Source organism: Pusillimonas caeni (assembly GCF_003545815.1).
In the GTDB taxonomy this organism is placed as follows: domain Bacteria; phylum Pseudomonadota; class Gammaproteobacteria; order Burkholderiales; family Burkholderiaceae_B; genus Pusillimonas; species Pusillimonas caeni.
In genome coordinates this window covers 431,796-456,796 of record NZ_PDUW01000002.1, presented here as the reverse complement: position 1 = coordinate 456,796, position 25,001 = coordinate 431,796, and the positions used below count along the sequence as shown (strand labels likewise).

The window sequence follows — 25,001 nt, the reverse complement described above, 5'->3', positions numbered from 1 at the left end:
CATACCGCCGCAGAGCTGCGGGCCGTGAATTACGCTTCAATGCTTGACAACAATCTGTCCACCTCTGAGCGCACGCCGTCCCACCTGAAATTGCCCAGCGCGCGCGCGCGGCATACATGGCGCGGGCCGTTGTAGAACATTTCGTACTGGGTGTGCCTGCTGGCGAATTCAGATCCGATCAGATCCCAGGCAAGCCGCATCAGCTTGTAGCGCTGCATGCTTTCCGCGATGTTGTCCGACAAAGAGAACTTCATGTAGATGTCGCTGGTGACCGGGTTGTCCAAAAAGCCTGAGTCGGCGGGCAGCTGAAAATAATGGCTGCCTATCAGTTGGCGGCAGTGATCGATGAACTCGGGGTAGTACTCCATGGTGTAGGCCATGGTTGCGTACAAGGCCTGGCGATCTTGCGCCACATAGCCTCCCTCCCAGGTTTCAAGGTTGGCCGTCTCGGCGATGACCAGGGCATCCACCATGGCCACCCGGGTCGCCAGAAGGCCAAGCATGTCCCTCACCGCCGGAATGTCGATAATCTGATTGCTGACCAGCACGCGCTCCATCACGCCCAGCAAAAGGCGCAGCTTTTCAAGGTGCCGAATATGGGCCTGAACGTTGCCCAGCACGTGGGCCGGCGTGTCGTTGAATATGGCCTTGGCCGCATCGGTATGGTTGTGAGCAAAGACCCTGTCCCATGGAACCAGGACGTTATCGCAATACACCACTGCATCGGTTTCGTCGAAGTTGTAGGCAAGCGGGTTGTCGACTTCGGCCCTGTCCTCGGATACGAACGGCCCTCGAGAGATCAGCGTCAGCCCCGGGGCGTCGACCGGCACGGCGCAGGCCACGGCAAATGCCTCTTGCCCCTTGGCAAGCGGCTGGTAATTACCGAAAAGAATTTCATCGGCCAAAATGGCGCCTGTGGCCAGAATCTTGAAACCCGAGATCACCAGGCCTTCGTCGGTTTCCTTCACGACACGCAAGGCCGCATTCTGCGCCCAAGAAGAACTCGGGGCCGATTTGTCGGTAGTGACTTTTGTCGGATCCGAACTCTTTGCGCCCGCCGGCGTTACCACCGCGTAAGCAATGTACAGATCGTTCTCGCGCGCATAGCGATAGTATTTTTCGATATTCTCGACATAACGGCTGCCCAGCCTTTCGAACACGCTGGGCATGCACGACATGCCCGTGATCCAGCCGGCAACGTGATCGGCCGACCGGCCAAACAAACCGTACGAGCACTGTGCCCAGGCCCGATGCAGCGCATTGCGCTTTTCCAGATCGGCGGCCGACCGCGGGCGAAGCCACATCGCGTTGTAGTCTCGGCCGTCTTCCGAAAACGTCAGAATGTCCCTGTTTTCCGGCTTGGCCGCCTCGTCGTACATATTGGCCACCACCCGCGCCGCATTCTTGTACGCGGCATGCTGGGTAACGTCCTCCACCCGCTCAGAGCCGATATAAATATTGGCCTTGCGGCTGGCAATCTTGTCCAGATATTGTCGTCCCGTTCTCAACTCGATACTCCCGAACCCATTTGGATAAATAGAAAAGCGGCAAACAGTGTCCTGCGCACAGCCCGTTACAGGGCCGCTATCGCCTGGAACTCGATCAGCAACCCCGGATCTGCAAGATGGTTCACCTCGACGATGGTGCTGGTGGGCAGGTCTTCTTTGAAGAACTCCATGCGGGCCGAGACAATCTTCTTGAACTCACGCACGTCGCAGGTGTATACAACCAGCGAAACGATGTCCCGCAGCGTGCCGCCCGCCTCTTTCATAACGGTTTCCATGTTCCTGATGCATTGCCGCGTCTGCTCTTCCATGTCGCCCGCGCCTACGAGCCGGCCGTTCTCGTCGCGCGACAATTGGCCCGAAAGAAAGATCAACGACTTGGGGTTGTCGACCCGTATGTAATGGTTGTAGATGTTGCTTCTGACGTTTTTCAGGTTGCCGGGATTTCCGCGTGTAATGGTTGACATAACCCCCTCCAGATTCAAATTATCAATAACTAACGTATGTGGTTGACCAAATCGAGCCCCAGCTCGCCGATGCTGCAAGTCACGGTGTCGCCGGGCTTCAAGAAAAGCGCCTCGGAGTTCGCCTGCCCCACCGCCACACCTCCGGGCGCGCCCGTTGAAAACATGTCGCCGGGGCGCAGGCAAACCAGCCTTGAAAAATGCGCAAGAATTTTCGAGATCTTCCAGATCTGTTCGCGCGTATTCACCCGCATTCTTTCTTCGCCATTCACGCTGCAACTTACCCATAGGTCGTAGGGGTCTTTTATTTCGCTCATGCTGACGATGCAGGGACCCAGCGGGCCAAACCCTGGGGCGTTCTTCGCCGTCCAGAACCGGGTGCCGCTTTGCACCTCTTTGCGCTGAGTTTCCCGGCACGTAAGGTCGTTAAGCAAAGTGATGCCAAAGACATGTTCCAGCGCCGACTCTTCAGTAATGTTCATGCCGCCCTTGCCCAGCACAAACACAAGCTCGGGCTCGTAATCAAGCTGGGAAACGCTCGGGGGCTTGCTGATGGTCGCGTTGTGGCCCGCCAGGCTGTCGTGAATCTTGACAAAGCCGGTCGGCTCGGTGGGCAGTTCTTTGATCAGGTCGGTGCGGCGCAATTCCTCGAGGTGGGTTGCGTAGTTCTTCCCCACACACAGCAGCTTGTTCTTGTAAGAAATGGGGGGCTCGTACACCACGCTGTCGGCGTCTACGCCTTCAACGACAGACAGTTGCGCGCCGCCCGCGGCCAGCTCGCTGTAGTAATGCTCGTACCGCCCAGCATTTTGAAAGACATGCTCAACCATGCCTTGCCATTGCCCTTCAACATTCGACAGGCTGGAATCGCGGCCCGACAGCGCCCGCTCTACGTCCTGCACCCGATACAGCTTGCCCCCATGGGCAAACCCCATTTCCGACGCGTCGGACTGCGGGCGGCGATAACGCGCTATTCTCATGGTCTCCTCTCTATGCTTTACCTAGCCCGCACATGCAGGCGTGTTCTTATTCAAGGGTTGGTTGCCGGCAGTTCGTGATAACCGCCTTTATAGAAAAGCAAAGGCATCTCTTCATTTTCAACGTCGAAGTTCAAGACCTGGCCCACCAATATGGCGTGGTCGCCCGCATCGAACTTCGAGTAATGCCTGCACTCGAACGTGGCAAGCGCGCATTCCAGCACCGGCGCCTGGTATTCATTCAGGTAAAACGCCACGTTCTCCCATTTGTTCGAATACGCCTGCGCAAACTGCGTTGACAATTGGCGCTGGCTTTTCTTCAAGACATTGATGGTGAAATGCCCGGCATTCACCAGATCGTTGTAGCTGGCGATGTGCTTCGAGAGATTTACAGAAACCAAGGGCGGGTCAAGCGACACCGAGGTGAACGAGTTCACCGTGATCCCCACTTTCAGGCCCTCCGCATTCACTGCGGTTACCACCGCCACCCCGGTGGGAAACAGGCCCAAAGCGTTTCGAAATTCCCTTGGCGTAAAGCTCATTTCAGTTTCCCTAGTAATCGGCCTTACCGAGAGCCATGAGGCTTCGCATTTCTTGTAGCGAGATACCGCTGCAAAGTAAGGGCCTCGCGGCTGCTGTCTATCAGACGTTCGATAATCGGCGCCAGCACCGTCAACTCTTCAGGCGTCAGCACCCCGAACTGCACGTTGTTTACCTGCGATCGAACATCTTGAATTCCCTCAAGCAGTTCTTTGGAGCGTTCGCTAAGCGCGAGGCGAACCACCCTTTGGTCGCTATCGTCTTTTGTTTTGACGAGCAGGCCCTTCCGCTCGAGCACCCCCACCTCGGCCGTGATGTACGACGCACTCAAATGAAGGTGTTCAGCCACATCCTTGACGCAAGGAGCGCCTTTATCGGAAAAGTGCTTGATATAGAGCAGCACGCTATATTGCGGCCCGCTTATTCCAACCATTGCCGCATAGCCATCGCGAATCGAGGTATGTACCGCCAGAAAAGGCAGCAGCGCGTTCACCAAGCGCAAGCGCTGCTGTTCGCCTTGGATTGCGGAGGTAGATGTCGTGTCAGGAGATGTGTTCATATGATTAGTGTTGCTGGAAATGAATTAATAATACCTTTGTTCCAAAGCTAAATATACAAGGTTTATGTAGGGGTTTTCCCTTGAAACCTAGGATTGGCGGCGATTTCTTGTCCTCTCACCGGACGCATGAATCAAGGCAGGGAGCCATCATGAAATAAGATAGCCCCGTATCCACCGAGCCCTGTAATGCCATATCGGAATACCACATGACCCAGCTTCCCGACTTCCAGCGCCTGGTCGGCCGCCTGCGTTTGCGCCATCTGGCGCTTCTGGACTCGCTCGGCCGCGATCCCAACGTAGGGCGCGCCGCCAAAAGGCTGCACATGGCCCAGCCCACCGCCAGCAAGCTGCTTAGGGAAATCGAGGATATATTCGAAACCACCCTATACACCCGCAACCGCCGCGGCCTGACCCCCACCCCCGCCGGCCTGGCCCTGACCCGCCGCGCCAGCGTCCTGCTGGCCGAAATGCACGCCACCCACGCCGAACTGCTGTCCACGCGCCAGGGCGCTGCCGGCCGCCTTCGCATAGGCGTCTTCCCCGTGGCCGTGCCCGAGTTCCTGCCCAAACTCTATTTGGCGCTGCAACGCCGCTGGCCCGGCCTGCACATCTCCATCAATGAAGCCGTAGAACACCCTCTGCTGCAGCAGCTTTCCAACGGCGAGATCGATTGCATCTTCGGCCGCATCGTCATGGACATGCTGACTCCCGACCTGCGACACGAAACCCTGTACAACGAAGAGACCGCCATCGTCTGCGGCATCGGCCATCCTTTATTGAAAACCCGATCCAGCGACCGAACGGCCGCGCTGGGCGAAATGACCTGGATGCTGCCGGCCCGCGAAGGCGCCCTGTACAACATGGTGGCGTCATGGCTGGCCACCCGGGGCATCACCGCCCCGCAGGTCGAAGTGGAAACCACCTCGGTCTTCGCGACTATAGAGATGCTGAATCATTCCGAGCTGCTGTCGATACTGCCCAAGAATGTGGCGCAGACGTACGCAGAGCTGGGCAAAGTCGCGCTGGTGCCGGATGGAGATCTGTCGTCAAACTATCCGATCGGGATTATTTACAGGATGGAAGCGATGGTGAATCCGATGATGAAGGTGGTGTTGGACGCGGCGAGGGGATGTGTTGATGGGTGAAGTTTGAAAAACTTATTGTTAGATATTGAGATTGGTTTTCGTTACGGAGAAGGTAGATTTCAATTCGACACATCCGTTAGACCATAAGTCAGGCGGCCTTGGTGGCTCTCGTATAATGTATGGCAGCATAAAGTCAATAAATAATGTGAAGCATGCACTATGATTAAAGCCCTTTGTACAATTAGTAGTGTCTCGTGCGGCCATACCATACAACTGTAGCTTGTCCTCTAATTACTTCATACTGACTATAAAATGAAAAACTTTGCTCTCATCGGTGCTGCTGGCTATATTGCTCCCCGCCATATGCAAGCCATCAAGGCTACCGGGAATAATCTCGTCGCAGCATTGGATCCAAATGACTCCGTAGGTATTATCGATAGCCACTTCCCGAACGCAGAGTTTTTTACCGAATTTGAGCGCTTTGATCGTCATATAGACAAAGCTCGACGAGCCAATAATCATAAACGTGTCGACTACGTATCTATTTGCTCGCCAAATTATCTACACGACTCACACATGCGCTTCGCCTTACGTGCAGGAGCCGATGCAATTTGCGAGAAGCCGCTGGTTCTAAATCCGTGGAATATTGATGGTCTGTTGGAAATCGAAAAGGACACTGGCCACAAAGTCAACACAATCTTACAGCTACGAGTACATCCTTCCATCGTCACACTGCGTGAGAAAGTTCAGTCACAAAAGAAGAATACAAAGCACGAAGTCGATTTAACCTACATTACATCGCGCGGGCATTGGTATTTGCAATCTTGGAAAGGCGACATTAAGAAGTCAGGTGGCATTGCGACAAATATTGGCGTGCACTTTTTTGATATGCTGCATTTTATCTTCGGCCGTTTACAAAGTAATGTCGTGCACCTTTCGTCGGACACTAAAGCGGCAGGCTACTTAGAATATGAAAATGCCCGGGTTCGTTGGTTTCTTTCAGTTGATGTAGAAGATGTACCCCACGCGCAACGTGCGGCAGGTCAGCGTACTTTCAGGTCTATCACGGTAGATGGTGACGAAATAGAATTCTCTGGTGGCTTCACCGATCTACACAACCGAAGCTACGAAGAAATTCTTGCAGGCAGAGGCTTTGGGCTAGAAGAAAACCGCACGGCAATATCCACAGTGGCCGCGATTCGCTCAGCTTCTATCGCGCCCCTCACCGGCGACTATCACCCGTTCCTTACGAAATGAGCTACTACCAACATTCCAGCGCCATCGTCGACGATGGCGCACAAATTGGTGAGGGATCCCGTATTTGGCATTTCGTACATGTGTGTGGGGGAGCCCGTGTGGGTCGAGATGTCTCCATGGGCCAGAATGTATTCGTAGGCAACAAGGTTGTGATTGGTGACCATTGCAAAATACAAAATAACGTCTCGGTGTACGACAATGTAACTCTTGAGGAAGGAGTATTTTGTGGTCCCAGCATGGTTTTCACCAACGTATATAACCCCCGATCCCTTATAAATCGCAAAGATCAATATCGTGACACTTTAGTCAAAAAAGGAGCGACTTTGGGGGCGAACTGCACCATCATATGCGGTGTCACTATTGGTCAATATGCATTCATTGCTGCTGGCGCCGTCGTTAACAAAGATGTACCAGATTATGCGCTTGTGGCTGGTGTACCAGCTAAGCAGATCGGTTGGATGAGCGAGTATGGTGAACAATTGGACCTGCCCTTAACAGGCTCTAGAGCCGTACATTGTCAGCATACTGGGGCGCGCTATGTGCTTAATGGCGCACAACTCTCTAAAAGCTAACTCTGAGTCTAAACAGTTAACAAGATAATTAGTATTGACATGCAATTTATCGACCTTAAAAAACAATATCAAGCGCTACGCGACCCGATCAATAAACGTATACAAGCGGTATTAGATCATGGGCAGTACATCATGGGGCCGGAAGTAAAGGAACTTGAAGATGCTTTATCTTCCTACACAGACTCTAAACATTGCATTACCGTCGCGTCGGGCACTGAAGCGCTTTTGATGGCGCTCATGGCTTTAAACGTTCGACCGGGCGACGAAGTCATTACCACAACCTTTACGTTCATTGCTACGGCTGAAGTTATAGTGCTACTGGGCGCCACCCCCGTGTTCGTAGACGTTTTGCCCGATACATGCAACATTGACACAAGCCGGATCGAAGCTAAGATTACTTCACGAACAAAGGCTATCCTGCCTGTTTCGCTATACGGACAGTGCGCCGATATGGACGAAATCAACGCCATAGCAGCCCGGTACGGACTTGCCGTCATAGAGGACGCCGCACAAAGTTTCGGCGCCACATATAAAGGACGCAAAAGCTGTAATGTGTCCACTATAGGATGCACAAGTTTTTTCCCCAGTAAGCCGCTAGGCTGCTACGGAGATGGCGGAGCAATTTTTACCAATGACGACACCCTAGCACAAGCAATGCGCGAAATTAGGGTACATGGGCAATCCTCACGCTACCACCATACCCGCATAGGAGTAGGTGGACGTATGGATACATTGCAATGCGCTGTGGTAATCGGCAAATTAGAGCGCTTTGATTGGGAAGTAGAGCAACGTGCTCAAATTGGCAAACGCTATCAAGCCTTATTGGCCAATGCGTCAAACGGCTCCCGAACTGTTGCAGTTAGAGAAGACCGCACCAGTGTATGGGCACAATTTACTGTTATCGTCCCGGAACGAGAAAGAATAATTAACGTGATGAAGGAAGCGGGCATCCCAACCGCCATACATTATCCCCGCGCTATTCATCAGCAACCCGCCTACCAGCAATATGCTGTGGCTGGCGAGACTCCCGTATCGGAGGCCCTAGCGCAACAAGTACTCAGTCTACCTATGCATCCAGACTTGGACGAAGAAAGCCAAGACCGAATCGTTGATACGCTCCTGTCGGCACTGAATTAAGCCGCGCCCATGAAAAAAGTACTTACCGTTTTGGGGGCACGGCCGCAATTTATTAAGGCGAGCGTGGTCTCAGCCGAAATAGTCAGACGCAACGACATCACAGAGGTAGTCACACATACAGGGCAGCACTTTGATAGCAATATGTCTGACATTTTTTTCAAAGAGCTAGGTATACCTGTTCCGAAATATCAGCTTGGCATATCTGGAGGCAGCCATGGAGAAATGACTGGGCGCATGCTAATTCACATCGAGCATGTTATCAAAGTGGAATGCCCTGACATTGTATTAGTATATGGTGACACAAATTCGACTCTTGCAGGGGCTTTAGCGGCATGTAAACTGAATGTGCCAGTGGCACATGTCGAAGCAGGACTCCGGTCTTTTAATATGCGTATGCCGGAAGAGATAAATCGGATTCTGACAGATCGGATATCAAGCTGGTTGTTTACACCCACGGACATCGCAACCCAACATCTGAACCGCGAAGGCATACCCAAAGATCGGATCGTACAAGCAGGAGATGTGATGTACGACGTGGCCTTATTCTATGGTGCACGCGTTAATCAAGAAAGTGGTCGCTTAAATGAATTAAGCTTAAATCCTAAGCAGTTTATTCTCGCGACGATCCACAGAGCAGAGAATACCGACGATCTCGTCCGGTTACATACTATCGTTAAGTCATTAATCAAAATTTCCAAGGAAATTTTACCTGTAGTTTGGCCGGTACATCCACGCACTCGGCAGACGTTGTCAGAGCAGGGCTGGCTTACTATATTAGAAAAAGCTGTTAAGTTGATTGATCCAGTTGGATACTTGGCCATGGTTCAATTGGAGAAGCACGCAGCATTAATTGCTACTGACTCTGGCGGCGTGCAAAAAGAGGCATTCTTTTACGGAGTGCCCTGCGTTACTTTACGAGACGAAACCGAATGGGTGGAGTTGGTTACTTCTGGATGGAACCATCTAGTGTCGCCAATTTCTGTCGAAGTAATTTTTGGAGCGATTTCCCGAGCCTTAAGTGCCAAGCCAGCGCGGATCGAGCCTTATGGCAACGGAAATACTGCAGTCGCTATCGTGGATGAGCTTACCCGATAAATCGCCATATGGGACATGGGTAATTGGTATGCCCGTCATTATTCCCGGCGTGTGTAGAAAGTCAATATAGATTCCTACTGAATTCAACTGAAGTATCTATTGGAATCTATCTACCTACACCAAACTGTGTATTACTAAAGCCATAATGAAGAAAGTCTTTAGCAAGGAAGAATTCGCGCGTATTTTTTCCCAAGCTCAGCGCTACCAAGTAGCAATGCGATGGTTATGGCTCGAAATCTATAGAAATTATAAGAAACTGCCTATCATATGTAGCATACTGATGCTCCTTGCCCTGGGTCTCAAATTAGGAGCGTTATTATTACTTTCTAAATACGTGCATTTATTAGATTTGGGCCATCAAGTCGATATATTTAGTTGGCATATCGAGAACCCAAGACGATCATACCCGCTACTTGCCGCCAGCGCTACTTTGTCACTTCTGTTTTTTTTGGGCTCCTGCATCTCCACTTATTATGCCGAAATTAATATGTTGCGTCTTTCTGTATTATATGAAGAGCATTGCATAAGAAGAGCAGTTACCATTATCAGCACGGTAGGAAATCATCCCAAATTGAGGGAATGGAGAAACAATTTTAGCCGCCTTGTTTCGACTGACCCTCGCCATTGCGGCACAATTGCACGATTGGTATTACGCAGCTTTTCACCACTAGCCTCGGGATTTGCGACGCTGGGAATTTTAATGTATATCGATTTTGAACTTACGATTACGCTGGCATTGTTAGTGCTTTTAGCGACGCCTTGGCTCTACAGAGTAAGCATACGAGGAAGTGCTCAAACAAGAGCACTTGAACGCTATGCAACTAGGAGCATCCAAGAAAAGAGGGAGTGGATTATTAACAGGGCAAAAAGTACGAACGATACTTCCATTGAATCTAGCCTTGGAAAACCATTCGAAGCCACCGCAATTGGAAAAACCCTTAATGCCTATTTAGGTCGCTTAAAAGCTACTGCAGAGAGCATGCTTATCACCTCCACTGTAATGGCTTTTGCCATTTTTGTAATTTTACTTCAGAAAGGTAGCCAATTACTGTATGGAGCGACTGGATGGGGTCAATTAGCCACGTATTTGATCGTACTTCGGATTTGCCTAGGTAATTTAACTCAGTTGATGGCTCTATTCACTTCATTAAATCGATTTTATCTCCATCTTTACCGCTTCATGACATTTAGCGTTGCTGGTATAGCATTGGTAGATGCTGGGGAACTTGCACCAGCAACGCCCGATATTTGGCGCCCTATCACGGCTAAAGGCTCTGCGGATAAACCCGAAGAGGTAGAAATACTTGATGATCTTTAGGTTCTCCTCTGAATCACTCTAGCGTCAAGACTAAAATTAGATCTTTGTGCTTATTCCATATGAAGGGCGGATACACCGGTCGAGGTATGCCCTTGCCTTGTATAGTTACTCTATTAACTTTCCGCCAAATGGCAATAGGATTTGGAATGCCGCTTCGAACCATTATATTCGCGTTGTTTCTGAGTCTTATAAATTTAGCTCATGCAGAAATGCCGCCGCTTCCCGAGCACCGTGCGGCAGTATATAGCTATTACAAACTCAAATTCTTGGAAGATGGTTACCCAGGAAGAGAAACAGACCATAGGATCGTCCCTCATCCTATATACGGTACCTATGTAATTACCGATTATCTGAGATCCTGGAGAGAAACGGGAGATAAATCTTTTCTTCAAGGAGCGATAAAAGTAGGAGACGCAGCTCTTAAAAGAATGAACGACCGCAACGGCGCCTTGGTTTTCTATTACACACCGGAAATGAAACTGACTAGCATGCCAGGGACCTTTTATTCAGGTCTTACTCAAGGTCGTTATCTTGGCGTTTTTACTGACCTGTGGCAAGCCACCGGTGACACCAAATACCTAGCTGCGGCGGAGCGGGTTCTGCAAAGCTTATTGATTCCCGTTAAAGATGGGGGCGTTGCTCTCGAAGCCAAAGGAGGCATAGTACTCGAAGAGTGGCCACATGAAGTAGCCACATATACATTGAACGGATGGACTACAACTATGCTTCAGGTATATGAGTTTTATGACAGAACTGGCTCTGAAAAAGCCAAATTATTATTTGACCATAACCTTAAAGCTCTTGAGCAATTACTTCCCTTATACGACATTGAAAATTTGAGTAATAGTCGATATGGATTAACAGGCTTTGTGTGGATGAGGCTTGTATTTTCCGATGGCTTTCTGGGGCAGATAAAGACGTTAACATTAGATGTGGGCGATTCAACTGAACATCACTTTTTGATCAATACAAAAAATAGGTGGCTTCCTTTTATACACGATGGTGTAAAAGCGGAATCTGGCTATCCATTACCAGTAACTAAAAAAGTCGTCCAGATTAACACTTTACTAAGTATGATTTCATGGCCTGAACCGAACGAGATCCATTTGTCTCTCTTAGCAGAGCGCCCTGGGCGGTTATCAGTACAAATACTGTCAGGCCCGTACGACCCACTGGCCTCGTCACTGAAAGGGGACAGTTGGAAGAGCCTCTATACTACAGAAATTAAAGAAGGAGAAAATGGCATTGATATCGTTATCCCATGGGAAAAAGCAGCTTTAGTTGCTTATCCAACGAATTTTGCTAAGCATATAGCCTCTAGAAATTATAATGTCTATCACTTCATTCACATAAAGAACCTGAGAAGAATAGCAGCAATAACTCGCAGTCCTACGGTAAAGAAATATGCGGATCGCTGGGAATCGTACGTTAGAAAATGGCCAACAATTCCCCTATATACTCAGCATGACATCGAGCTCGAGCAATATACAGCCAGACCACGCTCTTCCAATTAGAGTCGCCCCGTGACGATACGTAAGCCTTATACCTATAAGCCGTTAAAGCTGCTTTAAAGCAACAGCCCTCGGAATGATCTTTTCATAATCATCGTAATCCTGGACTTATTTTGCGCCGATGCAAATTTCGCAATCTTAGCGTAATAGAAAACAACACGTTATGCAGATTAAAGTCATAGTTCTCAATTCAGTATTGCATGATGCACGTGTCATTAAAGAAGCAAACAGTCTGGTAAAGGCTGGCCATGATGTCACCATTATTGGATTGTTCGATAAACGCTCCACTACCACAGACCATATTCTCCCTTCAGGAGTACGGATTCATCTTTGTCGCCCGCTACTCGATGAAGCAACTAGAACGGTTACGCGCCATGCTCGGTGGAGCGTTTTCGCATTTATTATGCTAGCAGCGATATGGCTATTAACTAAACTTTCGGATTTTGACGCTCTAGTTCTCCTCAATGCACTCATCGGGAAAAATACCGCTCCCGTAATAGCCATCTTACTTGCGAGTATTCTTTCGGCGCTGATGATATATCGCTGGCGGCAACGTAGCGACTTTCTCGGCTCGCTATGTAGGCGCCTCATTCGGACATTCGTAGCGCCAATTAGAAAGTTGCATAAATCATTTAGAAATGCACTTCGACGCTTTGCACGGCCTCTATATCGCAGAATTAGACAACAGCACCTAGTGAGGGCATCTCTGTGTGGAGGTGTAGATGTAATCCACTGCCATGATATTTGGTCCCTACCATCCGGAGCAGAGGTGAAAAGAAAAACTGGCGTACCTCTAGTTTGGGACGCACATGAAATTTATGAGGAGGTAGCACAAGGCGATCACAAGCACACCCGCATTTGTCGCAAGCTAATGCGCCGTCACCAGAGAGACATAGATTACTTTATCACTATAAACGACAGCATTGCTGACTTCTATAAAGAGCGCTACCCGGCCTTACCAGCAGCTACGATTATCAAGAACGCAACGCCATACATCCCTAACGTAGCGTATGACGATCGGCTGCACGGTGCCGCCGGGCTACCCTTAACTCAGAAAATAGCCTTGTATCAAGGCGGGTTTGCCGAGAAACGGGGATTACGTACTCTCGTCCGAGCATCTAAATACTTGGATCCTGCTTGGACACTTGTCATGATGGGGTGGGGCCAACTTGAGGATGAGCTCAAACAGTTAGCAAGTGATGCAAGCATAAATGGAACTCGAAATACCCCTTCAGTTGTGTTTTTAAAAGCTGCGCCGCAATCAGAACTAGTTTACTGGACTGCTGGTGCCTCTGTTGGCTTGATCCCATATGAAAACGTCGGTCTTAATCACCTTTACTGCACTCCTAACAAGCTATGGGAGTACCCAGCAGCAAACGTTCCTATCCTATGTAGTCCCTTAGTAGAGATGGCTAAGACTATACAAGAGTTCCATACTGGCTGGCTATTGCCCGAAACTACTGAGCCGAGATTAATTGCAAAGGCTATTAATGAATTGACTCCTTCTGTTTTGGATCAGGCTAAAAATTCCTGCTCCAAATTTATACAACAAGATAACTGGGCAATCTACGGAGAACGCCTCGTCAATCTTTATACAAGGATCGCACTTAGCATGCCCCCTACTTCGTCAACAAAAAAACCAGACCTTCTTCATCATGAAATGCAGGACTAATTAACTGCTATATATTACGCCATAGCCTATATAAGTTGCATCTCGCTTTCCATCTGCCCTCGCCTCGCGGTCACCGTCCTCTGTTTCCGCTCGAAAGGCGACATGGGCAATACGCCCCAGTTCTCTGTTTCAGTGAAGACGAGAACTGGCATAGCCAGAGGGCTGACTAAGATATTATAGAAGGGACGATTTATCTTATCCGTTATTACTTTTGCGTTGGCATCAAACGGTTTGGCGGGAGTTGCGTTAGAAAACAAGGTATTATTATGACTCAACCATGCTATAGGCGCGCCAATTAAGATCTCCAACGCCTTTATCATCTTTTCTAATTGAGAGGTCATGTTTTCCGGAGAATATCTTAATTCTAAACAAATTTGATGCCCCTGACCTATCAGCGTCCGTAATAGTGACCATGTAGTTTCTTCAAGCAAATTATAAATAGCGCTATCAGGGCGAAAAGAAAACGTGACAGACTCACGTCGTTGTTCATGCAAGTCGCCGAGTTTATGAACCCCTACCATGTCTCCTGTAACAAGATAAATTAAAGCCAATCCAACTCGCTCCTCCTTTATTGCAGTGAGTGGCACTATTTGGATTTTCTGGTTTCTTAGCGCGTCTAAACCATCTTCTAGAGCGGTATAAGTGTAGAGTGATCTATCTTGGGGTTGAGGAATACTAAAAAAATCTCCCAGAGGATGCCAATTGCCCTCTTTGCGGCTCATATTCAGTTCTTTCTCTATTGCGGCGGCAATTCGAATAGAGGCGTATCCGTCTCCGAACAATCCCTCCGGCCGGGGGTATGTGGGACGATATCGCGTCATTTCCCGTAGCAACTCAGCTCCAGTACCTGGCACTACTCTAGCCCACCCTGCCTCAACGATTTCGTTCCATCCAGAATTCGGCATCGGGATAATACTCGGTTTGCCCGCGAAGAAAGCTTCTCTCGCTAAACCGCCTGAATCGGTTACACAAATCGCACAATCACGCAATAGTGATAGTAAGTCAAAGTAACCCAAGGGTTCAATGATCTTAAGCGACGCAACTGGCCTCCACTCATATACTGAAAGCAAATTGCGGACGCGGGGATGGATCGGTAAAACTACCGGCATTGGCGCCCCGTCTAATGCTGTTAGGATATCCAGCAGGCGCGATTTATCGGTTGTATTTTCATTGCGATGGATTGTGGCCAAAGCATAATGATCAGGTCGCAAGCCTAATGAATCCGAATTAACTGTCGCGAGCGTATCAACTTGTGGAGCTGCCCAGCTAAATAAGTCAAACATCGGATCACCAACCCACCTCACTCGTTCCGCTGAGTAACCCTCTCGAAATAAATATTGTTCCGCCTTTTCCGTAGAAGTCAGGCACATCCAAGCTAGCTCATCGGTAATAATGCCATTGACTTCCTCAGGGGCCTGATATCTACGATAGTTTCTTTCTCCTGCTTCAACATGGAAAATTGGGATGTGGAGATGAGCCGCTGTAATCGCCGCAGCGACCGTTGAATTGGTGTCACCATACACAACAATACCGTCCGGCTTCTGTTCCTCAAACACTGAACGTAGTGGACCAAGCATGGCGCCAATCTGGTCAATTACAGGACCAGAACCTATGTGCAAGTTTAAATTAGGCGCGTCGAGTCCTAGCTGTTCAAAAAAGACATCACTGAGAAGCCGATCATAGTGTTGGCCTGTATGGACTAAATAATTACTAATCCTTCTTGTTATGCCCGCTTCCAACCATCGCCTCGCGACAATTGCGGCCTTCACGAACTGAGGTCTATTGCCAACTACAGTGATTAGATTGAGCATGTAATTATCTCGAGTATTGTAAACAGTAGTAAATTCTCGTCGTCGTACGCTAACGCCAAATACACAAGCATGTCCTGAAAATCTTTCTTTGTGAATGTCTCACCGCAGCACCGTGTATAGCATGCAATATTACTGCATCATATCATCGCCAAGCGTCGCATCAATGAGCTACTGATTGAGAGCCTATCCATTGAATGGCGACAGAAATGCTTTCTTCTCAGAACACCTTGCGCAGACGACTTCGCACCCGGCATATCAATAGGAAAGCACACAGCGTCTTCATCCTTATGCCTCAAAATTCTTGAGGCATAAGGTTCTAGATGAGTGATTTCAAACGGGACGACAGGATCTATGGGACAGTGCTCCAGCAAAAGCCACGCTTTAAAGTAGAATTTGCGGTTAAAGGGAGCCCGTGGTTGGCTGCTTAAACTTTTTAAAGAGACATTATTCAACAAGAAATACCCCGACACCTATGAATAAGACCAAGATGAGAGTGATGAACATGCAAGCCAATAATTCAGAGTTAGGAACAATTTTTTCCTTAGTGGCCAACTCTGGTACCGCGGACGCCCGAGTCATGAAACAAGCCAGAGCGTTGACTCGAGCTGGATATCGAGTTCGGATTTATGCGCGCTCCGAAGAAGGTTATCCAGCACAAGAGAAGATAGATGGGATTGAAATTACTCGATTTGATTGCTATTCATTTGAGGGCATTTCTAGAGAAGAATTAGAGGCTCTGCTCACAGAACTTGATTTATACAGTTTGTTTTCTAGTCACTTAGATTCGGCTATTGACATAAACACGCGTCTTCAAGCTATATCCCCACATTACTCAAAGCTTTTGCTTGAACTAAGAACTGTTGGCGCTCGAGTTACGAAGTTAAAGCAAACTAAAGCGCGATTGAAAGCTGAACAAGGCACTCAAAAACGTAGTTTCCCTCAGGCAAAAATTTTGCGCTTACTTAGAAGAATAAAAGAGAGGTTGATAGGGAAGAACCAGAACAGTAACTCAGCTTACAAGACCGCTACAGTCGAACTAAGCAATGAAATAAAAATTAGGGATCAAATTCGAGCCTCACTGGGCAATTTTGAGAATGTGCAGGCTTTAAACAAAGAACTGCATAACCATATGTTCTATATGCGGTATGCCCTTTTTGCCGCAAATATATCGCGATTAGAATTGGACCAAAATCCCGATATCATTCATTCTCATGATCTTTACACGTTAGTAGGCGCTATCGCGTTAGCATCGAAAACAGGGGCGAAGGTAATTTTCGATGCACATGAAATAGAGACGGAGCGTACGCCGTCTCTGGCCTTAGAAAAAAAAGAATTTATTGATATGCTGGAGCGCACTTTGTTGACGAACGTTCAGCAAGTTATAACGTGCTGTGACTCTTCTAAAGAATTCTATTCCAAGCGGTTTAGTAGGTCTATCCCAGAAGTGGTCATGAATGCCCCGGACTTCTCGGATATAAAAAACGACGAGCCAATTATCAATATTCGAGCCACCCTTGGATTGACAGAGAATGAACACCTTCTTATCTACACAGGTGGAGTAGGACGTGAGGGAAGAGGGATGGACAAAGTGGTCGCTGCTTTAAGTTTTCTACCAGACGTACATCTAGCAATACTAGGTCCTAGACATCAATTAAACGATGCATGGCTTCAAGAAGCAGCGCACAAAGAAGGCACATATGAACGCGTTCATCTACTTCCCAGCGTGCCAGCGAACCTCGTAGTTAATACAATCCGAACAGCTGATGTCGGCGTCTGCGCATTTCAGGACATATCTTTGAATCACCGATATGCTATGCCAAATAAGCTTTTCGAAATGACTTTTGCTGATATTCCTATATGTGTTTCAAACCTTCCTGAAATGGCGAACTTTGTTGAAAGGCTAGGAAATGGTCTCACCATGGATGAAACCTGCCCTCGCTCCATAGCGAATTCTATCCAACAGATCTTGAATCACCCTGGGAAATATAAGCTAACGGAGCATAGTTATGCAGTACTCCAATCCGAATTTTCTTGGAACACTCAAGCGAAAAAGTTGATTAATACATACTCAAATCTTATAGGAGTACAGTAAATGTTCAACATTACGTCCCGCGTACAGCTTCGGGAGTTTCACAGCCTGGTCGAGATTCGTCGGGATTGCGCTTTTTTTACTTGTGGAAAAATTCCCACGCGAGCACCTGCCAAACTGGTTCCCATTAGTAGTGAAAAATATTTACGAGAACTTATAGGAGCTATAGATAGTATAGCTGGAGTTATATGTACACCTGAACTGTACGAACGCATACCACAGAACTTGGGATGCGCTGTTGCCAAGAACCCCTCCGAAGCAATATCAAATATACATTCTTTATTATGTGCTCGTGACAACTACTATTGGACAAATTTTTCAAGTAAGATTGCGCCATCTGCTCGTATTCATCCAACAGCGTATGTATCTTCTGAAGATGTGATTATCGAGGAAGACGTAGTAATCGGTCCGAACGCCTCAATTTTGAGCAAAACCATCATCGGAAAAGGATCTCAAATCGGCAGTAATACCACGTTGGGTTCGGACGCATATGAGATTTCCGTAATAAACGGGCGGCCGCAGTTGCTATCACAGGCCGGTGGAGTACGGATCGGTACAGGAGTAATATTCCTATCGGGCTGCGCTGTGGCTCGGAGTAGTTTTCCCCTCTTTACGGAAATTGGAGACTATTGCTCGTTTGATAATTTGGTGCATGTCGCTCATGACTGCGTACTGGGGCGGGGCGTCAAAATGACAGCATGTTCGATGCTTAGCGGTCGGGTCACTCTGGAGAATGGAGTGTTTACGGGGCCAAACTCTACGATATCCAATGGACTAACAATGGGAGAAAACTCATTTGTTACGATTGGCTCGGTCGTAGTTTCGGACGTGAATCCTAATAATAAAGTTTCTGGAAATTTCGCTGTAGATCACCGTTTATTTAAGAAGCATTTTGTTAAGCTATCCAGATGAATTGGGAAGGGTATTGAGTATCGTATTACCACTCTATTTAAGCACCGTTCTATTTCGTCCTAGTAACCTCGCGGGTAACAATTAAACATCTATACCACACCCAACTAAAGTGAACGCACGAGAGCTAGTATCGGCTTATACTTGCTAAGCTGCTAGCAGTATTGTAATACTCTCGAACTTAAGTATTTCTTATAGCTAATCGAATATTTATAGCCATTAAAGATAAACAATCTATAAAAGCATAGATATCGTTGACAACACGCCTCTTTGCGTATATTCCTTGAAAACCATTCAACAAATCACCGTCTGCCATATAACGTCAGCTCATCCGCGAACAGACATTAGAATTTTTATTAAACAATGCTGTTCGCTAGCTCAAGCCGGCTATAAAGTGGTGCTTCTCGTCGCTGATGGCTATGGGGACGAGAAGCAGCAAGGCGTTAACATTTTTGATGTGTGCCCGCCAAGTAAAGGCCGGTTGGCACGAATGGTTAGTACTGTAGACAGATTGTTTACAGCTGCAAAAAACGTGGATGCAGATATTTATCATCTGCATGATCCCGAGCTGCTTCGCATTGCTTTGAAATTAAAGAAATTAGGAAAATGCGTAATCTATGACGCGCATGAAGACTTACCAAGTCAAATTGCTTTCAAGCCATACCTTAGTAAACTTTCGCGAATTTTGTTGCCACCTGCAATTAAGCAATATGAGTTTTACGTAACTCGGAATTTAGACGCGATTGTTGCCGCCACGCCTCATATACGCGATAAGTTCCAAACCGTCAATTCAAATGCTGTCGATATCAATAATTACCCGTTGCTTCAAGAATTATATTCATCTAATTTAATATACGAAGTGAGGGAAGCACGTGTTTGCTATGTGGGTAGCATATCGGAAATAAGGGGAATTTACCCTTTAGTACAATCTCTACCAATCTCCGGATCTTCGGTCCGTCTCTCCCTTGCCGGGCGTTTCTCTGAAACGGAAGTAGCAGCAAAAGCAAGAACTCTACCAGGGTGGCAGCAAGTAGATGAATTGGGACATGTGGACCGTCATGAGCTAAAAGGTCTATTTAGCAAGTCCATTGCGGGTATAGTTACTTTTCTTCGGGCGCCAAACCATATCTATGCACAGCCGAACAAAATGTTCGAATATATGAGCGCGGGCCTCCCTGTTATTGCCTCAAATTTCCCGCTCTGGAAAGAAATTATTCATGGCAATGAATGCGGATTATGTGTTAATCCAGAAGATCCTAAAGAGATTGCTGATGCTATACATTATCTCGCCGCAAATCCCCAGGAGATAGTAAGAATGGGGAAAAATGGCCGTAGCGCCGTAGAAAGAAATTATAACTGGGAAACTGAGAAGGAAAAGCTGCTTGCCCTTTATCAAAGACTTATGCATAGAATTATGGGCGGCTAAAGAAACAAGTGTTTATGTTACCCACTCGCACAATCCTAATACACAAAATTAGTGGCGGAAGTGAGTTGGCTCATTCTATGGCGCCTTGGATATTCCACGTCGTGCAAGTAGGCGAAAGACGTAAAGCCGACGGGAAATAAAAATGCGCTTTAGAGCCAAGCTGCTCACCGCACTGTTGATTCAACCGCTCGGTGTCGGTTCATTATTTCTGACCGTGTGGTATCTGGGAAATTATGTCGGTATAGAAACGCAGGGTTATTTTTCCACTCTAAAATCGCAAATCGATTTATTAACTGTACTATTTGCCTTTGGATTCCCACAAACAATTATTTACCAAATTAATAATGCGGGAGCTAGTCGTCGGACCCTGATAACCGGCTTCGCCTTTTATACAATTATAGTAAGCTTAATTCTAATAGCGATTAGTGCACATTCGCTTATTGGGATCCGTCAAATATGGCCTGAAGCGTTGTGGGTAACGCCCACTGTAATTTTAACTACAGGCATACTTTTGTTTCATCGAGTTGTCAGAGGAGTTTTTGTTACCGTATATGATGACTGGCGGTTTTCTATGATTACGATAGCGCCGATGGTCTTATTGGCGCTTTCCATCTTAGTGGCACCACGAATATCTAAAGACTATATACAAACCGCTTACCTCGTCTCTTCCATGCTGGCTGTTGCAATAATGTTATGGTTCTTACGTGACGGCTTTAGCTCTGGGAATCGTCCTAACTGGCGGTCGCTGTGGAGTAACGGCTTCCCAGTGTTTCTGCAAAGCGCTGCAATGGCTATGCAGCCAGCCATCGCATTTCTATGGATAAAGAGTAGCCCAGAGGGGTTAACTGGGGTGGCTCAATTTTCTTTGGGGCTCTATGCCTATAACGCTGGCATACTCCCCATAACCATGGTTGCTCCCTTATTATTCAATCGCTGGTCATCAAGTAAACCTGAGGTCGCATTGAGAGGGTTAAAAGGCGTAATCCTGATATCCCTTACCCTAATCCCACTAATGGCGATAGTCGGCGTCATCGTTCCTCCTATAATCGCATGGGCCTTTGAAGCAGGATACGAACAAAGCGTCCAAAGCATACGTATTATGTTACTTGCAATTCCTTTTGCATTTATAACCCTTTTCAGTATGCCAGCCTTTATGGCGATGGGAAAATTTTCCGTTAATGCTTGGCTAGCACTTATCAGACTTTTAACTCTAAGTGTAGGTATATACTGCCTTAGCATCTTCAGTATATTTAGGTGGGCAAGCGTTCCCGAACTCGTAGCTATTTCTTGGCTCATTGCGGAAGTAGTAGTTGCAGGCATTATCCTCTGGCTTATGCGTCACTATAGAACGAACACCTCTTATCAGTAGCTGACATACTCATCCCACATTAGATACGACGATAATCTTCAGCTTTTACGTTTATACAGAAACGGAGACTTAAAATGTTGCGAGCTTTAGTTATTATCACCGCAATGTTTGGTTCTGTGCTCAGCTTTCACTCCCTTTATGCTTTCCACATACTTGCTATCCTTTGGCTCTATATCACAACTTTAAAAATTGCCTCTGGAGGAACAGTCACCATTCAGAAGCCACAGTTGCTTCTCGCCTTTGCGTTACTAACAATCTATTTTCTCCTATCAGGCTTATGGGCAGTTGATATGAAAGTCTGGGCAAGATATATAGCTTACTGGAGTTGCGGTCTTATCGCCTTGGCGGCTGTTTATCAATCGGCTACTGAACGCACAAGTTTATGGAGGACGCTACAACTCGTTGGAGTTCTGTGGGGCCTGAACATGGCAATAGGGCTAATAGAGACGACGGGATTATTTCGCCTCCCCATATCGCCGTATTCGGCTTATGCCCATTTGTTCGGCTATAAAGGAATAGACCTATCAGCCCTAAACGAAACGGCGAAGTTGGCTTTAAGTCACATGCCTACAGGATTTAATTGGAATCAAAATGACTTTGCCTTTGTCTTGCTGCTGGGATTACCTTTTATATTACTCTGTCCGAATAGAAAATATGCGTTTATAGGTTTCAGTCTAGCTCTATATTTGCTGATCATAATCGGCTCGAAAGGTATATTTCTGGCACTGATCTTTATGTTGATGCTATTACCTGCTTATCTTAACTATCCTCTTAAGCGTGCCGCGTTGCTAGTACTAGCCCTCCTATTCTTCAGCGGCAGCCTAGCTGTCTTTGTTTCTATAGCGGGCATTGAGACTTATGGCATTAAGCGAATATTTTCAATAGTTGACCAAATAATACGTGGAATAAGCATGATCGCCTGGGATCCGAGTTTTACAAATGATTCCACCGGTACGCGAGCCCACATCTATTATTATGGTTTACATCGGTTTTTTTCGTCGGGCGCATTAGGGTTAGGCTTAGGGGGCGCAGAAAGCAGCTTAATACATGAAGGCTTCAAAATACAAAGCTTTCATTTTTTCTTTTTACAGATGCTGATAGACTTAGGTGCGATAGCTTTTGTGTTCTTTATAGCAGCATACCTTTGGTTAGTTCTTAGACTACGTACTGTCGGATTGAAATCCGGCGATCAAAGAATGCGCTGCTTAGCTCGGGCCAGCTCTCTCGCACTAATAGTCGCTATCCCTGCCTCTATCACCCCAAGCGGGGTTCATTATGAGCTTTCGTATTATATTGTTGTCGGCTTAGGTTTGGCGATCTTAAAAGTACATTCGATGGAAGATACAAGCACATGAAAGTCGCATTATTGGGCGACGCACAAAGTATCCATACTATTCGGTGGGCAAATGGATTGGCCAGCCGAGGTATTGAGGTGCACCTCCTCACAATCCATCCAGTAATGCATCCTCTCGATTCGGCAGTTGTGGTTCATCGCCTGCCGCTTAAGGCGCCTTGGGGTTATCTAATCGGAGGATTTCTTATCAAACGAATTTTGAAGAAAGTTCGACCAGATATATTAAATGTGCACTTCGCCGGAGGCTACGGATTGATGGGAAGAATGTCCGGCTTTCGCCCACTATTGCTTTCGATATGGGGTACCGATGTTTATAAACTTCCTCATAAAACACCTCTGCATTACCGCATTATCCGATTAAATTTGGCTTCTGCGACAGCTATCAGTTCGACCAGTTATTGCATGGCACAGGCTGCTGGCAAAATCTTTACTCATTCCACCGTATTCATTACACCTTTCGGTGTTGACGAGGGGATGTTTCGCCCATTATCGCTCACGAGAAACCCAAAAGGCACGATCGTTATCGGTACAGTCAAAGCGCTTCGAGCAACATATGGAATAGATACGTTGCTCGAAGCTTTTGCATTGGTCGCTGAGCGCGCTTTACGCAACAATATAGATGTAGCTTTAGAAATTACTGGGCAAGGAGAAGATTTACACGCTTTACGTACGAGGGCCCATGTCCTTGGCATTGCAAATAAGGTTACGTTTCATGGTGCTGTGCCCTATGCCAAAGTACCAGAAATGTTAAACCGACTTGACATTTATGTCGCATTGAGCCGCGCAGAAAGTTTCGGCGTCGCCATTCTCGAAGCCGGGGCTTGTGGTAAACCTGTAGTAGTTTCAGATGCAGAGGGTTTTTTAGAGGTAACCACTGAAAAAACTGGTTTTGTCGTCCCTAAAGAAAATCCTCAGGCGGCAGCGGAGGCAATCTGGCAACTCGTTGAAAATGCTGAGTTACGTCACTCGATGGGAATGGCTGCTCGCGCGCATGTTATTGAACATTATACTTGGCTAAAATCAGTAGACACTATGCTTACGGCCTATAAAACGACTATTTCACAATAGTCCGTTTACCTAGGTGCCGTAGTTTCATAAGCACGCGGGCCGCAATAACTGACATTTGTCGGTTGGCCTTGAGCCACGCCTGACCTTTTTCACCCATGATATCTCGCTGCTCGTCAGATAAGCTAAGCATTTTATTTAATGCTTCTACAAGGCTACAAACCGAGCCTGGAATATATTCAATGCCAGCGCCGCAAACACGCACCACATTATTTGGGTCTCCTAAACCATAAATTACTGGCTTTCGTGCCATTAAGTAATCATTAAGTTTGGTAAGACTGGCACCATATCTGTAAAGAGGCGACGAATGGCCTCCGACATAGGTCGCGTCAACCTCTTTAAGAAAGCTGCTTACCGCCGCTTTAGGTATTGCATCAAAAAAAAGAGCTCGCTCGGCGACTCCTAAATCATGCGCCATTTTTTTCAACTTCGTTTTGTCTGGCCCTTCACCAACAATCGCTATATAAATGCGTGGATCGACATGCCCTAATGCTTCGATAATCAATGACATAGCATTGGCTGTACCTAAAGTACCACAATAGCCGACTATAAATGCCTTTTCCCGTCGCGCTATTTTCAATGCTTCAATTATTCTCTCAGGAAGAGGTTGGGCAGGTGTATTGTCCTCGCTATAACCATTAGGAACATGTAAATAGCGCCGCTTTTCTAAACCATGCTCTATAAGATATTCCTCAACATTATCCTGAACTGCAATTACTAAATCGGCGTATCGGCACGCATAATCTTCTGCATGCTGAAGCGCACGCATAAATGGGTGCTTCGTGCTGTGTCCACCTAAATGCATTGGAGTTAGAGGCCATAGGTCACGAATGTCGTAGATCAAATAAGCTTTCTGAAGTTTGGCGAGGAATGCCGCTGGATAAATTACGAATGGGTGAGGCGAAGAGGCAATGATAACGTCATATAGATCCCTATCAAACAAGCGGTGACAATAGCACTGTGTGGTGAACCAAGCCATTGCAAATACACGCCCAATAGAGCTGCTGGCCTTATACCTCAATCCCCGGAGCCAAATAAATCTCACTCCCTCGATATACTCGGTAGTTTGCCAGCGGCTATGCTCAGGCTGTAGAGCACGATAATGCGAAAAGTCTGAGGCAACTATAGTTACCGAATGCCCTTGTCGAACCCATTCACGTGCCAGTAAGAAGTTCCGTATCACCATTCCGTGCCTTGGTGATCCGGCAAAATGGGAAAGAATTAGTATTTTGCTTGACATAGCATGGCTTTCTATCGAGAACACTCTAGCCGGGCAGTTATGACAT

21 protein-coding genes are annotated in these 25,001 nt (G+C 47.2%); 14 read left to right on the top strand and 7 right to left on the bottom strand.

From position 1 onward, the window contains the following. Positions 1-29: 29 nt before the first annotated feature. From CSC67_RS05830 to CSC67_RS05810, 5 genes are all read right to left on the bottom strand, one after another. On the bottom strand, positions 30-1,508 hold the full coding sequence (locus tag CSC67_RS05830) for a 4-hydroxyphenylacetate 3-hydroxylase family protein (protein WP_118993574.1): 1,479 nt from the start codon (positions 1,506-1,508) through the stop codon (positions 30-32). A 65-nt stretch (positions 1,509-1,573) separates the two neighbouring features. Beyond that, the gene (locus tag CSC67_RS05825) at positions 1,574-1,972 is read right to left on the bottom strand and encodes a RidA family protein (protein WP_118993573.1); all 399 of its coding nucleotides are present in this window, start codon (positions 1,970-1,972) and stop codon (positions 1,574-1,576) included. A gap of 29 nt (positions 1,973-2,001) precedes the next feature. Beyond that, a complete protein-coding gene (locus CSC67_RS05820; protein WP_167752773.1) occupies positions 2,002-2,904 on the bottom strand; it encodes a fumarylacetoacetate hydrolase family protein in 903 nt (300 codons plus the stop codon). Between the two features lie 95 nt (positions 2,905-2,999). Then, positions 3,000-3,488, bottom strand: coding sequence for a flavin reductase family protein (locus tag CSC67_RS05815; RefSeq protein WP_118993571.1), 489 nt, complete (start codon positions 3,486-3,488; stop codon positions 3,000-3,002). A 23-nt stretch (positions 3,489-3,511) separates the two neighbouring features. Continuing rightward, positions 3,512-4,045 carry a MarR family winged helix-turn-helix transcriptional regulator gene (locus CSC67_RS05810; RefSeq protein ID WP_118993570.1) on the bottom strand — a complete coding sequence of 178 codons (534 nt, stop codon included), beginning with the start codon at positions 4,043-4,045 and terminating at the stop codon, positions 3,512-3,514. Positions 4,046-4,251: 206 nt separating this feature from the next. Here CSC67_RS05810 and CSC67_RS05805 point away from each other — a divergent pair, with 206 nt between their 5' ends. The 8 genes from CSC67_RS05805 to CSC67_RS05775 all read left to right on the top strand — a co-directional run bounded on the left by CSC67_RS05805 (position 4,252) and on the right by CSC67_RS05775 (position 13,692). Then, a complete protein-coding gene (locus CSC67_RS05805) occupies positions 4,252-5,190 on the top strand; it encodes a LysR family transcriptional regulator (RefSeq protein WP_118993569.1) in 939 nt (312 codons plus the stop codon). Between the two features lie 252 nt (positions 5,191-5,442). Continuing rightward, positions 5,443-6,387: a Gfo/Idh/MocA family protein gene (locus CSC67_RS05800; RefSeq protein ID WP_118993568.1), complete on the top strand. Its 945-nt coding sequence runs from the start codon at positions 5,443-5,445 to the stop codon at positions 6,385-6,387. Beyond that, complete coding sequence (gene wbpD / locus CSC67_RS05795; protein WP_118993567.1) at positions 6,384-6,959, top strand: UDP-2-acetamido-3-amino-2,3-dideoxy-D-glucuronate N-acetyltransferase; 576 nt, start codon at positions 6,384-6,386, stop codon at positions 6,957-6,959. The genes CSC67_RS05800 and wbpD overlap by 4 nt, the downstream gene beginning before the upstream one ends. 39 nt (positions 6,960-6,998) lie before the next feature. Then, complete coding sequence (locus CSC67_RS05790; RefSeq protein WP_118993566.1) at positions 6,999-8,096, top strand: DegT/DnrJ/EryC1/StrS family aminotransferase; 1,098 nt, start codon at positions 6,999-7,001, stop codon at positions 8,094-8,096. Positions 8,097-8,105: 9 nt separating this feature from the next. Beyond that, entirely contained in the window at positions 8,106-9,191 is a 1,086-nt protein-coding gene (gene wecB, locus CSC67_RS05785; RefSeq protein WP_118993565.1) for a non-hydrolyzing UDP-N-acetylglucosamine 2-epimerase, read from the top strand. 145 nt (positions 9,192-9,336) lie between these two features. Continuing rightward, positions 9,337-10,509 carry a hypothetical protein gene (locus CSC67_RS21180; RefSeq protein WP_135227427.1) on the top strand — a complete coding sequence of 391 codons (1,173 nt, stop codon included), beginning with the start codon at positions 9,337-9,339 and terminating at the stop codon, positions 10,507-10,509. 146 nt (positions 10,510-10,655) lie between these two features. Further along, the gene (locus CSC67_RS05780) at positions 10,656-12,023 is read left to right on the top strand and encodes a D-glucuronyl C5-epimerase family protein (protein WP_167752772.1); all 1,368 of its coding nucleotides are present in this window, start codon (positions 10,656-10,658) and stop codon (positions 12,021-12,023) included. Positions 12,024-12,183: 160 nt separating this feature from the next. Then, on the top strand, positions 12,184-13,692 hold the full coding sequence (locus CSC67_RS05775) for a glycosyltransferase family 4 protein (protein WP_118993563.1): 1,509 nt from the start codon (positions 12,184-12,186) through the stop codon (positions 13,690-13,692). A 26-nt stretch (positions 13,693-13,718) separates the two neighbouring features. Here the strand turns inward: CSC67_RS05775 and CSC67_RS05770 are convergent, their stop codons facing one another. After that, positions 13,719-15,503 carry a UDP-N-acetyl glucosamine 2-epimerase gene (locus tag CSC67_RS05770; RefSeq protein WP_118993562.1) on the bottom strand — a complete coding sequence of 595 codons (1,785 nt, stop codon included), beginning with the start codon at positions 15,501-15,503 and terminating at the stop codon, positions 13,719-13,721. A 496-nt stretch (positions 15,504-15,999) separates the two neighbouring features. On the opposite strand from CSC67_RS05770, the gene CSC67_RS05765 reads away from it, so the two are divergent. The 6 genes from CSC67_RS05765 (at position 16,000) to CSC67_RS05745 (ending at position 23,718) form a co-directional block, all read left to right on the top strand. After that, positions 16,000-17,595 (top strand): glycosyltransferase, encoded by a 1,596-nt coding sequence (locus tag CSC67_RS05765; protein WP_167752771.1) that lies wholly within the window; start codon positions 16,000-16,002, stop codon positions 17,593-17,595. Next, entirely contained in the window at positions 17,596-18,504 is a 909-nt protein-coding gene (locus CSC67_RS05760) for an LbetaH domain-containing protein (protein WP_118993560.1), read from the top strand. A gap of 280 nt (positions 18,505-18,784) precedes the next feature. Further along, on the top strand, positions 18,785-19,927 hold the full coding sequence (locus CSC67_RS05755; protein WP_245220137.1) for a glycosyltransferase family 4 protein: 1,143 nt from the start codon (positions 18,785-18,787) through the stop codon (positions 19,925-19,927). Between the two features lie 142 nt (positions 19,928-20,069). Beyond that, positions 20,070-21,296, top strand: coding sequence for an MATE family efflux transporter (locus tag CSC67_RS05750; protein WP_118993559.1), 1,227 nt, complete (start codon positions 20,070-20,072; stop codon positions 21,294-21,296). A gap of 74 nt (positions 21,297-21,370) precedes the next feature. After that, a complete protein-coding gene (locus CSC67_RS21175) occupies positions 21,371-22,651 on the top strand; it encodes a hypothetical protein (protein ID WP_135227426.1) in 1,281 nt (426 codons plus the stop codon). After that, positions 22,648-23,718 carry a glycosyltransferase gene (locus CSC67_RS05745; RefSeq protein ID WP_118993558.1) on the top strand — a complete coding sequence of 357 codons (1,071 nt, stop codon included), beginning with the start codon at positions 22,648-22,650 and terminating at the stop codon, positions 23,716-23,718. The genes CSC67_RS21175 and CSC67_RS05745 overlap by 4 nt, the downstream gene beginning before the upstream one ends. Here CSC67_RS05745 and CSC67_RS05740 read toward each other — a convergent pair. After that, a complete protein-coding gene (locus CSC67_RS05740) occupies positions 23,705-24,901 on the bottom strand; it encodes a glycosyltransferase family 4 protein (RefSeq protein WP_245220161.1) in 1,197 nt (398 codons plus the stop codon). The two genes, CSC67_RS05745 and CSC67_RS05740, sit on opposite strands and share 14 nt — an antisense overlap. Between the last annotated feature and the right edge of the window lie 100 nt (positions 24,902-25,001).